At 58.2% G+C, this 10,577-nt stretch carries 7 protein-coding genes and 2 pseudogenes; 5 read left to right on the top strand and 4 right to left on the bottom strand.

Annotated elements, in window-relative coordinates:
- The first annotated feature begins 139 nt into the window (after positions 1-139).
- Together AWB74_RS42465 and AWB74_RS42455 are read left to right on the top strand one after the other, a co-directional pair.
- The gene (locus tag AWB74_RS42465) at positions 140-1,081 is read left to right on the top strand and encodes a hypothetical protein (protein WP_096032047.1); all 942 of its coding nucleotides are present in this window, start codon (positions 140-142) and stop codon (positions 1,079-1,081) included.
- A 583-nt stretch (positions 1,082-1,664) separates the two neighbouring features.
- Positions 1,665-1,805: pseudogene (locus AWB74_RS42455) on the top strand (helix-turn-helix domain-containing protein); the annotation flags it as partial.
- Positions 1,806-1,948: 143 nt separating this feature from the next.
- Here the strand turns inward: AWB74_RS42455 and AWB74_RS42450 are convergent.
- The 3 genes from AWB74_RS42450 to AWB74_RS42445 form a co-directional block, all read right to left on the bottom strand.
- Positions 1,949-6,043: a CheR family methyltransferase gene (locus AWB74_RS42450; RefSeq protein ID WP_087039548.1), complete on the bottom strand. Its 4,095-nt coding sequence runs from the start codon at positions 6,041-6,043 to the stop codon at positions 1,949-1,951.
- 752 nt (positions 6,044-6,795) lie between these two features.
- Positions 6,796-7,146 carry a hypothetical protein gene (locus tag AWB74_RS47980; RefSeq protein WP_235024923.1) on the bottom strand — a complete coding sequence of 117 codons (351 nt, stop codon included), beginning with the start codon at positions 7,144-7,146 and terminating at the stop codon, positions 6,796-6,798.
- Positions 7,133-8,275, bottom strand: a complete 1,143-nt coding sequence (locus AWB74_RS42445; RefSeq protein WP_235024922.1) for a patatin-like phospholipase family protein — start codon at positions 8,273-8,275, stop codon at positions 7,133-7,135. The genes AWB74_RS47980 and AWB74_RS42445 overlap by 14 nt, the downstream gene beginning before the upstream one ends.
- A gap of 135 nt (positions 8,276-8,410) precedes the next feature.
- Here AWB74_RS42445 and AWB74_RS48335 point away from each other — a divergent pair, with 135 nt between their 5' ends.
- The 3 genes and pseudogenes from AWB74_RS48335 (at position 8,411) to AWB74_RS48325 (ending at position 9,676) form a co-directional block, all read left to right on the top strand.
- A complete protein-coding gene (locus AWB74_RS48335) occupies positions 8,411-8,899 on the top strand; it encodes a divalent metal cation transporter (RefSeq protein ID WP_268811246.1) in 489 nt (162 codons plus the stop codon).
- 8 nt (positions 8,900-8,907) lie between these two features.
- Positions 8,908-9,168: pseudogene (locus AWB74_RS48330) on the top strand (divalent metal cation transporter); the annotation flags it as partial.
- A 91-nt stretch (positions 9,169-9,259) separates the two neighbouring features.
- A complete protein-coding gene (locus tag AWB74_RS48325; RefSeq protein WP_268811245.1) occupies positions 9,260-9,676 on the top strand; it encodes a divalent metal cation transporter in 417 nt (138 codons plus the stop codon).
- Between the two features lie 658 nt (positions 9,677-10,334).
- On the opposite strand, the gene AWB74_RS42435 is transcribed toward AWB74_RS48325, so the two are convergent.
- On the bottom strand, positions 10,335-10,577 hold a 243-nt coding region (locus AWB74_RS42435; RefSeq protein WP_143749482.1), incomplete at its 5' end, for a hypothetical protein.

The raw sequence follows: 10,577 nt of genomic DNA, 5'->3' as shown, positions 1-10,577 counted from the left end.
AACGATCTCGTCCTGCTTCACGGGGTGGGGGAATTTACGCGCCCATAAGTAGGGGAAGTTGAACTGCCCGCCGGGGAATGCCGTTCCTACGACCGATGCTAAGCTTGCGCAACATGTGCAGGGTCCTACGGATGCCGTTATGCAGCAGCCAGTCTTGCAGCCGTATGTCGATTCCCGTCGCTACGCAAAGTGCGTGGAGGTCTCGAAGCGCATTCGCTGGGACATCGATCGGGACGTAATTCGTAGTCGAGAATTCGACTTCACAAAAAAGTTCCTGCCTGACAGCCTGTCATTCGTCGATCGGCTGTCGTTTCTAAGCGCCATCGAGCGCCGGCTGCTGTCGCAGATTCAAGGGAGATCGTATGCCAACATCTTCGGGCTTGTTGAGCGCTTCATCGGCGCCAAGATGCTCGATGTTTGCCGCGACCACTGGCTTGGTGACCAGATCGCACTCGAGGCGCTGGTTCGGTTCACGGACGAAGAGCTAAAGCATCAGGAGTTGTTTCGTCGCATTGAGACCATGATTGGGGCCGGGATGCCCGCGGGGTACACGTTCGACCTACGGCCTGATGATGTTGCATCGTTTGTACTCGCAAAGTCGACATGGGCCGTGCTCGCGCTGACCTGCCTCATTGAACTGTTCACGCAGGAGCACTACCGGGCCAGCATCGAACCGGACAGCGAGCTTTCACCGCTATTCAAGGAGGTGTTCTTGTTTCACTGGAAAGAGGAGTCACAACACGCGATTCTGGACGAACTCGAATGGGTGCGTGAGAACGCGAAAATCTCTTCGCAAGCGCGCGACGCGGCCGTTGACGACCTGATCGCCTTGGTCCGTGCGGTAGATGACATCTTGCAAGCTCAGGCAGCGGCCGATACCCGCTACTTTATTGAACTCTGCCATCGACCGAAGACGCCTGTCGAAATCGAATCCGTGATGAAAACCGTCCTCGCTGCGTATCGCTTCCAATACATCGTCTCGGGTGTTCAGATTCCGAGGTTTGGCGCAACGCTCAAGGCAATGACTACACCTGCGCAAGCGCTACGGATTAGCGAGGCGCTTGCACCGATCATGAACTGATTGGCAGCCACAGACGATGGGCTTAAGTTAATGGAAAAAACGACTCCTGTCCGAATCGACGAGGCCGGTCCGCGAACGCAGGTCCTAGGACTTATTGGTTGGATCATGCGCGAAGCCTCGACGACCAAGCGGGGGCCAGTGCCCCCACTGACATTATCGTGCGCGATTGCAGGGGAATGGCGGCGGCTCGGCTTTGTGCCTGATTCGTGTCATGCGCTAGTCAGAGCGGACCACCACGACTGCGACAATGAGGAACTGTGCACTGAGGAGCCGGTTGCTGTCGGACATCTGCAAGCGAATGGCGCGAACCGGGTTGCGAGGCTTGCGCTAGATGAGGCCTCGATTTTACAGATCCTGCAGGAGATGGGCGCCCGCGGCGTTGCTGTTCTAACAGAAATCCTGTGCAGCAGATGTGCCGAAAACTTGATTAGGGGCGATTACAGCGGTGCCACAGTTTCGTTCGTCAGTAACTGGGGCAGCTGGACGAGGGTCGCGTTCCGCTCGAGCTGGCCCCGCTAACGCAGCAGACGCGCAAAGGATCAACTGTGTGATTCATAGACATCGTTTCAACTAGAATGAAGCGATGGACCGTGAGATTGCGACACGATTACGATGGGTATTGATGTATCACGAGACTGGCAACGCCGGTCTCGTATGCGCACGGTGTGGTATCTCGAGACCGACACTTCGCAAATGGTTACGACGTTATCAGGAAGCCGGAGAAGCGACGGCCTGGTTCTGAAAGTGGATCAGAAATTGAGCCGCAACGGTCTTCTCAAAATGGAGCTCCGCGCCGAACCGTGTAGTTTGTAGCAGTTTCGCGCCAGATCGACTTCAGAAACGCTTCGTGCATCGACCTAACATCCGTTAATTTTTCCCCAGGTTTCCGCCGATAGCCACGAGTAGCGCGTTCAGCGACACTGGCTTACCCAAATGTGCATCGAACCCCGCGCGCAATGCCTCGGCGGCGTCTTGTTCGCGCCCGAAACCGGTTAAAGCGATCGCCGGAACCGCCTTACACGCCGGCAACTCACGCAGTTTCGCAATCAATTCGTACCCGCTCATCGTTGGCATGCCGATATCCGACAGAATGAGATCGAACTCGGTTTCGCTCGCGGCCTGGAGAGCTGCTTCGGGACTCGATTCCGCTCTGACCTGAGCCCCTTCTAATTCAAGCAAAGTCCGGAACCCTTCGAGGCTTTCCAGCGAATCGTCGACGAGTAGTACGCGCAACCCCTTCAGAATGCTGGGATCAGCGGTTTTACCGCCGGGCAATTCAGATGAGGATGGAGGAAGGTGCGGCAGCCATAGTCGAAAACAAGATCCTTGTCCCAATCCGGCCGACGTGCCCTCAATGCGCCCGCCATGCATTTCAGCTAGTTGCTTGGTGAGGGATAAGCCGATGCCCAATCCGCCGCGATCACGTCGGCCGCCGCCATCCGCTTGACTGAACATATCGAAGACTTTTGGCAGAAAATCAGGCGCGATGCCTTGTCCCGTATCGCATACTTCGACGCAGACGTATCGATTATCGTGCCTGAGCGACAGATTCACGCGTCCGCCGTGCGGCGTGAACTTCAAGGCATTGCGCACCACGTTCCAAATCATCTGTTCCAGTCGTACCGGATCGGCCTGAATCGCCAATGGCGCGTCAACGCCCGACACTAACATTCGAATTTGCTTGTTCGCTGCTTCCGCCTCACTCGCTTCGACGATCGCGCGAACAACGGATGCAAGATCGACTGGCGAGAAATGCAACGCCAACTTGCCCGTGCGCACCCGCGACAGATCCAACAGGTCGTCTATGATTTTGGATTGCCCAAGGACCGAACGTTGAATCGCGTCCGCCGCATCCTGAACCAGCGCAATATCTTTCACTTCGGGTGAGCGGCTCAGCAACTCAGCCTTGACGTGAATTAGATTAAGCGGATTTTTTAGCTCGTGCGACAGCACCGCAAAAAATTCATCCTTTTGGCGGTTCACCGTTTCCGCCTGAGCCCGAATGGCCCGCTCGAGCGCTAACTGGAGTTGCTGCTGACTTTCCACGCTCTTACGGTCGGTTAAATCGCGCGCTATTTTCGCGAGACCCTTAAAGGCGACCGTGTCGATCCACGTCATGACGCCGCTGCAATAGATCTTTCTCCCATCCTTTCTGAGATGCCAGCGCTCGTCCTCGGCGCGACCTTCCCTCTTGGCCGTTTCTCGTTCGGCGAGCGGTGCGCTCGGCCGATCTTCTGGGACGAATATGAGATCGATCGGCTTGCCCACAACCTCATGTTCTTCAAAGCCAAACATGCGATGCGCTCCTCGGTTCCAACCGAGGATCGTGCCGTCCACATCTTGCACAATGATTGCATAGTCGTCGGTAGTCAACGCAGCAAGCTTCAGACGCTCTTCACTCGATCGGGCCGCTGCCTCGGCCCGGCGTCTTTCGGTGATGCCGATCAGCGTGAGCACGGCACCGTCGATGCGATCATCTAAGGTTCGATATGGCAGTACACGAGCGAGGAACCAATTGCCGTCGATGGTGCTAACTTCCCGCTCCACTGTCTTCAGGTCCTCGAATGCGCTTCTTGCATCTGCGGCGAGCTCGGGATAGTTCAAACGGTGCGTCAAATCGAGCAGGGGGCGACCGATATCCGTCTCGATTAAGTTGAACAGTCCCACGGCAGCGGGCGTATAGCGTTTAATTCGCATCGAACGATCAACAAAGATGGTCGAGATGCCGGTGGAGGCGATCAAGTTTTGAAGGTCATCATTGGCTTTCGCCGTCTCTTCTACTTTTGCTTGCAATGCGCTGTTGACCGTCGAGATCTCTTCGTTGACTGATTGCAGTTCTTCCTTGCTAGTTTCGAGCTCCTCGGTCGCTGAACGCATTTCTTCGTTGATCGCCTGCAACTCCTCATTGGACGCCTTTAGCTCCTCGCTCGAGACGTTAGAATGCTCGACGGTTGATCGCAATAACTCCCGCAGCCGCCGCACTTCGGCCTCGAGGTGAGCCACGACGGGACTCTCGTCAGTCGGAGCGGCTGCTGAGGCTTCGGGCAACGTCGTCTCCTCCGCCTCATCGAAGAACACTGCGAGGACGTCCCCACCGGCGGCATCGTGGAACGGGCGGACGGTCATATTGACGAAGGACAAAGCGGTGCCGCGTGCAAATCTCACGCGTTCCGCGTCGACGCTTTTGCCATGTCGCAGCGCCTGAGAGAGCGCGGTTTGGAGCTCTACTCGCAACTCCAGATTGATCAGGGTGAGCAGGTTGTGAGACGGTTCGCCACCGACATATCGAAGGAACCGGCCAATATCCTCGGACATATGCAGGATTTCCCCGTCTCGATCAATCAGCACGCTCGGCGGCGCATAGTGCTGCATCGCGCTTCGGTGCATTTCGGCAAACGAAGAGTTCCTGCGGCCGATCTCTGGTTTTACGGTGCTGAAGTGAGTCCGCTGCGCCAGTGGGCCGACGATCGGCAACATCGGGGCAGGTCGCGCGCTCGCAGACTCCTTCGCGCGATAAATCCGGTTCTTCTTGTCAATGGAGGCGAAAAGGTCATCGGCAATCTCAGCCGATTCGGAACTACCCAGAAAAAGGAAACCGCCCGGTTGCAGCGCGAAGTGAAATGTCTGCAAAACTTGTCGCTGTACTGTACGGTCCAGGTAGATCAGCAGGTTGCGGCATGACACCAAATCCAGTTTAGAAAAGGGCGGATCACGCAGAAGGTTGTGCGCGGCAAAAAGAACCTGTTCGCGTAAGGATTTGTTGATGCGATAGCGCCCGTTTGTGAGCGTAAAAAACTTTCCAAGCCGTGCAGGCGGAACGTCGGTCACAATTGGCGCCGGGTAACTGCCCGTGCGCGCCATCTCGATGGCACTCTCATCGATGTCTGTGGCGAACACTTGAATATCGCAGCCTTTATCGGCTTCCACTACACATTCATTGAGCAGCATGGCGAGCGAATACGCTTCTTCGCCGGTCGAGCATCCCGCGGCCCAGACGCGGATGAACTCGTCATCGGACTTGTCCTGGCAGATGCGCGGCACAATTTCGCGCTCAAGGGCCTCAAAAGCGTCCCGATCGCGAAAAAAATTCGTCACACCGATCAACATGTCCTTAAGCAATGCGGCGGACTCTTCCGGATGAGCGTCGAGAAACCGCTGATACGAGGGTAAGTCCCGAAGCGAGTTGACTTGCAACCGACGTTCAATGCGTCGCAAAACCGTTGCACGCTTGTAGTGCCGAAAATCGTGTGCTGTGCGGGCGCGCAGCGTAGAAAGGATTTTCTGCAGTGCGTCTTCCGCGGGCGACGCCGTAACTACCGCTGCATTACCGTCCGCCGACGGCGCCACTAGAGGGCGATCTTCGCCGGCGGGAGGCAACTGAATTGCTCGCGCGTTGTCGCGTAATTCAATAAGTTTCTGCGGGATCTCAGCGACCGGCAGCGCAATGTCGACCAGGCCCGTCGCGATGGCATTGCGGGGCATCTCATCGCATTCGGCGTCCTCGGGACTTTGCGCGATCGTGACGCCGCCATGCTCCTTAATCCGACCTATCCCGATCGTACCGTCGCTGCCAAAGCCCGACAGAATTACGCTAATCGCACGGGTGCGGTGTACTTCGGCGAGGCTGCGAAAGAACAGGTCAATCGCCACTGGTCGTCCTGCTTCGCGATTGGAAGATGTCACCCTGAGGTAGCCATCATTCATCGACAGGTCGTTGGCCGGCGAGATGAGATAGATATGATTCTTTTCGATGTGGGTCGGTTGCAGGACTTGCACGACCGGCATTCTAGTGATTCTCTGGAGGACGGCGTCGGCCTGGCTCTCATGCTTGGGCGATAGGTGAAGTACGATTACAAAGGCCATGCCCGCGTCGTTTGGCATTTGCTCGAATAGGCGCGTCAGCGCTTGAATTCCGCCGGCCGATGCACCGACGCCGACGATCGGAAACTCCAGCGACGGCATGACAGATCGAGGCTCATCGGGCGGGTCAAGCGAAGGCTCAGGCGCTTTGTTGCTTGTCATGTCGAGATTTAATTGACCGCGTTTCTTGGCAGTTTTGCGAACGAATCGAAATTGTGAAGGATCAATTCATCGAACGTACACTACGGGCGTCGCAGACACTGACTAAATAAGGATTGCCTAGCTGGCCGCAAGATTTCGGGAAAATTTACATCCCTCGCAGCCCGTCCGTCAGCGATATTTAGCGTAGCGCCGAACAGCGCGGACCTATCGCTCGGGCGCTCCCTAGCGCACAAACAAAGTCGCAATTGAGATGCCTACATTTCAAAGGCTGCCCACGGCCTAGAAGGATTGTGGTCGATGGGGCCTCTGTGGCGCGACTGCATGGCCGGCGGCAATGGGCCCGGTAGCGCCCGTTGACGCCAGGTGCGAACTGGATATCCCTTGAATTGAAAGGAGATTCTCACGACACTTGCCGTCCACTGTACCGCGGAACACGTCCCGCGAACGCAGCTTCGTCAAATCGCCAGCGCGAAGCTCGCTGTCGATGCCAGATTCAACATTGCCGGATCCCGAACGTGGCACGCGAGCTGCACACACACGCGGATCGCCCATATTGCGCTCATGAACCGGTCGCCGACGCGTCGATCATCCGGGCGGCAAGCTCGCAAATGCCGCACATTCGAGGATGGGGACGACACGGGGCGGTTCATCGAAAACTCGGCATTCGGATCAACTGGAGTCGGCGAGAACACTCAAGGTGATTTCCGGCGTGTCGCAACGGATCGAATCGAAAGTGCTCGGCTTTCGGCGGAAGCGCTTTCCGCGCAATCCACTGAAGACGTGCTAGTCGAGAGATCCACAATGCGGGCGCCTGCTTTTTTCACTAGCTGCTGAAAGTCAGGTGACACCAAGATGATCGTGCCCGCAATACCGCGCAGCCGGTCAACCGCCTCGGCGGGGAGCACAAACGATGTCGGCAATTGATTGAAGTAGTTGCGCTCGGCTTTATCCTTCAAATCTTCGAACGCCACGTGGACGACGTAGATGTCAGCATCGTGCACGCTCATGAGGTTGGCCAGCTTCGGATCTTTATTCTTGCCCAACGTCAATGTCCTTCAGCAGTTCCACCGATTCACTGGAATAGCGGTCCATTGGCACCCCCGTCTTGCTCAGGATGGCGAGCGTGCCGGGTGGATTTTCCGAAGTGTTCCAGTTCGTTGGCGGCGTGGACACCGAATTGACCACGAAGATGATGATTCTGCGCACATGATCGAGAGGCGTTGGTTGGCCTGCCAGTCGCAACGCCTCGAACGTCTCGAGAATGTCCAGAACGCCTCGCAGGCCGAGGTTGTCGGCAACGGCACCATCTACAAGATGAAAGTACCGGTCTTCCTCGGCATCGTCGAGTTCCCGCAGTTCTTGTAGGCGCTTTAGCAGGCGCCCGGCCGGTCTCGGCGGCTTGTAAGTGTCCGTTAACTGCCGAATCCACTGGGGTTTGTGGTATCCGCAGCTTCCACCGTAGTTATTAATCGTGATAGGCGACAGTGCAACAGGCACGGCAGAGGACGCCGCAGCGGCGCGCGAAAGCTTGAACGGGCCAAGCTCTGCACACATGACGTCGAAATTCTGCTGCAGGAAAACCACCCGTGATCCAGTAGAAAGCTCCGTCGCGCCTACCGCGATGGCTGGCCCACCCGCGCGATCGAGGTCGTCGAACGTGGCGCCGTTGAATAGTATTTCGTCATACAGTTGTGCGGCAAGTTCCGAACGCCCCCAGCCTGTTGAAGATAAGGCACGCGAGTTTAAGGGGTTCAGATTTCGCGCGATCAGCTCGCCCTGCACGTCGCGCTTGAGGAAGCTCTTCTCGTACATGTCGAACAATTTCTCGCCATACAATCCATATGCCAGTGCGGTGAAACTGCCATCCGAGACGCCAGTGATCACATCGAACTCGTCGAGCAGACGGATTTGTTTGCCCGACGCGCTGACAACTTGGATACGCGGCAGTGTTTCAAGTACCCCATAGGAGAGCGCGGCCGCACGAGTACCTCCGCCGGAGAACGCCAAAATGACAAGGTCTAGCTGATCCCCTCGATTCTGGTGTAGCTTTTCGAACAGAGGCCCTTCGGTCGGGACGTATTGAATGATTGGTGGATTGACGGGCCGTGTCGCACAGCCGCCAAGCAGCAGCGACGCGACGGCGAACAACAGCGATATGCGCAGAAAAGTCATGTGCCGGTTCGTAGGTGCAACTGCGACCCTTAGATTGGCCGATGGAGCGCGGAACCGGGAGAGACGGGCAGACCAGCGGCGCCGAGAAAGCCCCTGTTTTGTGCGAGAGCGGCTTATCAATCGCTGAATCGCCCGATGCGCTTTCTTCATAACAAGCCAGATAGCAAGGCGCAGGGCAGCGCCCGACCCGCGCATTCGTGGGCGGCGGACTTTGGCCCAGGGCTCGTCACGACCGCGTCGGGCAACGACCCGAGCGGCCTAGCGACTTATACGCTCGCCGGCGCATGGTATGGGTTCGACATGCTGTGGGTGTGTGTCCTCACTTATCCGTCGACCGTCGCGCTGCAACTGATCGCGAGTCGAGTGGCCGCGATTACAGGCCGCGGACTGACAGTGAACATGCGCGCGCACTATTCGCCGCTGTTCTTCTACTTTGCCGTCGGGCGGTTTCTGCTCGCCAATACGTTCAATATCGCCGTCGATGTACTCGCGATGGGCGTTGCGTTGCGCGTGTTTTGCGGCGGTTCGCTCGCGTGGCTCACATTCGCGTCGGGCGGCGCGTCGCTCGCGCTGCACTGGTGCGTTCCCTTTTTGCGCGTTATGCCCGGGTGCTCAAGTGGCTGACTCTCGCGATGTTCGCGTATGTCGGCGTCATCCTCGTCGTCGACGTGCCGTGGCAGACGATCGCGATCCGCTCGTTCGTTCCGCGCGTGGTCTGGGACGAAGGCTACATGACGATGCTGATCGCCGTGCTCGGCACGACCGTCAGTCCGTACCTGTTGTTCGCGCAGGCAGAGCAGGAAGCTCAAGCCGCGGAAGAGGGCACGGCGCGCGGGAATGCATTGAACAACAAGATGAGCCTCGTGCGTCGCGACACGCTGTTGAGGACCGCGCTTTCCAATGCGGTCTCGATCTGCGTGATGATTGCTGCCGCGGCGACAACTGCATCTCCTTCCCGGCACGTTTGCGGCCGACACCTCGCCGATGGCCGTTGTGCTGGAGCCGCTTGCCCATGGCTATGCACGCCACGTTTTGGCTCTGGCGCAGTTCGGCTCGGCCTCGCTTGCGCTGCCGCTGCTGGCGGGTTCGGCAGCGAAGGCCGTGGCAAGTTCAATTCACTGGGAGCGCGGCGAGCGGCGCGACCGGCGGATCGCCGGGTTGCTCGCGGCGATCATGGCGGCCGGCATGGCGATCACGACGGCGCTGGCTGCAAGTCACGCCGAGCCGGCCAAAGCTCTCTATTGGAGCGCGGTCGTCAACGGGCTGACCGTCACGCCGGTACTCGTCCTGCTTGTTCTGTTGAGCTCGAAACGCGGAGCGGTCGGGGGATCTTTCGGCGCACCGGTCGCTTCGGGCGTTAAGCTGGCTCGCGGTCATCGCGACGGCGTGCGTGGTGATTAGCCACGCGGTGCTCCGGCTCGCGTGAGATGCCTTCCCGGGTCTGCGGCCGCGTCAGGTCTTGGCGCTTACGCGGTTGCAGGAGCGGGTGATCGCGCCCACGCGGGATCTTCGACGGCCATACAGTCCCGACATCACAAGCGCTGGCCGGCTGCCAAAACGTAGCTCGCGATCGGCCCCGTCATTATGCGCAGTCGCGGTGTGTGCATCAACGCGCGCATGTCACAGCCGACCGGAGGCAGCGGTCCCTTTCGACGCAACGCAACTAATCGTCTTTGCTTTTCGTCTTGTTCAAAAGCTCCGCCAAGCGTTCACACGCCGCTATCTTGAGTGTTGTCTGGGGTGAGCCTGAGCTCGGGACGAGCCGCAACGCTCCCGTATCGGCTCACCGATTGCTTTAGGTGCGGATGCGCCGGAAGCCTCGCCTCATCCAAAGACTCCCGGATGTGAACCGCGTCGTCGGCACTCGCGAGAGGTGACACAATTCCTTCGGCGGTAAGTACCTGAACAATTGACGCATTTCCCGGGTCGACGGGCTGGGCGCCCGTAGTTGACAGAATTCCCGGCACAACGGAGACAGTTTCCCTTCGTCCTACGCTGAGCGATAAACGCGATCCGGCAGTGAGCAATCAAACCAGGTGCCGCGTGGCATGCTAGAGAACTAAAGATCGCTAACGTTCGCGCCGTCGATCTTTCCGTCGATAATGTCTTCGCCGCGTTCCCACGCCGCTCTCCGCCCGGCACCGAAGTCCGGGATTGCTACCGTCAGCGCCAGTCTGAATACTCGGCTCGCGCCGGCTCCGCCGTCCGCCTCACGACGGCACACGCGCACGGCGACGTCGTAACCTTCGGCATAGCGAGAATGTCGATCGAACAGTTCAAACTTACGCTCGAACACGAGGGG

The organism is Caballeronia arvi, from assembly GCF_001544695.2.
Taxonomy (GTDB): domain Bacteria; phylum Pseudomonadota; class Gammaproteobacteria; order Burkholderiales; family Burkholderiaceae; genus Caballeronia; species Caballeronia arvi.
The sequence above is the reverse complement of the archived record's forward strand: the minus strand, read 5'-3'. Positions and strand labels throughout refer to the sequence as shown.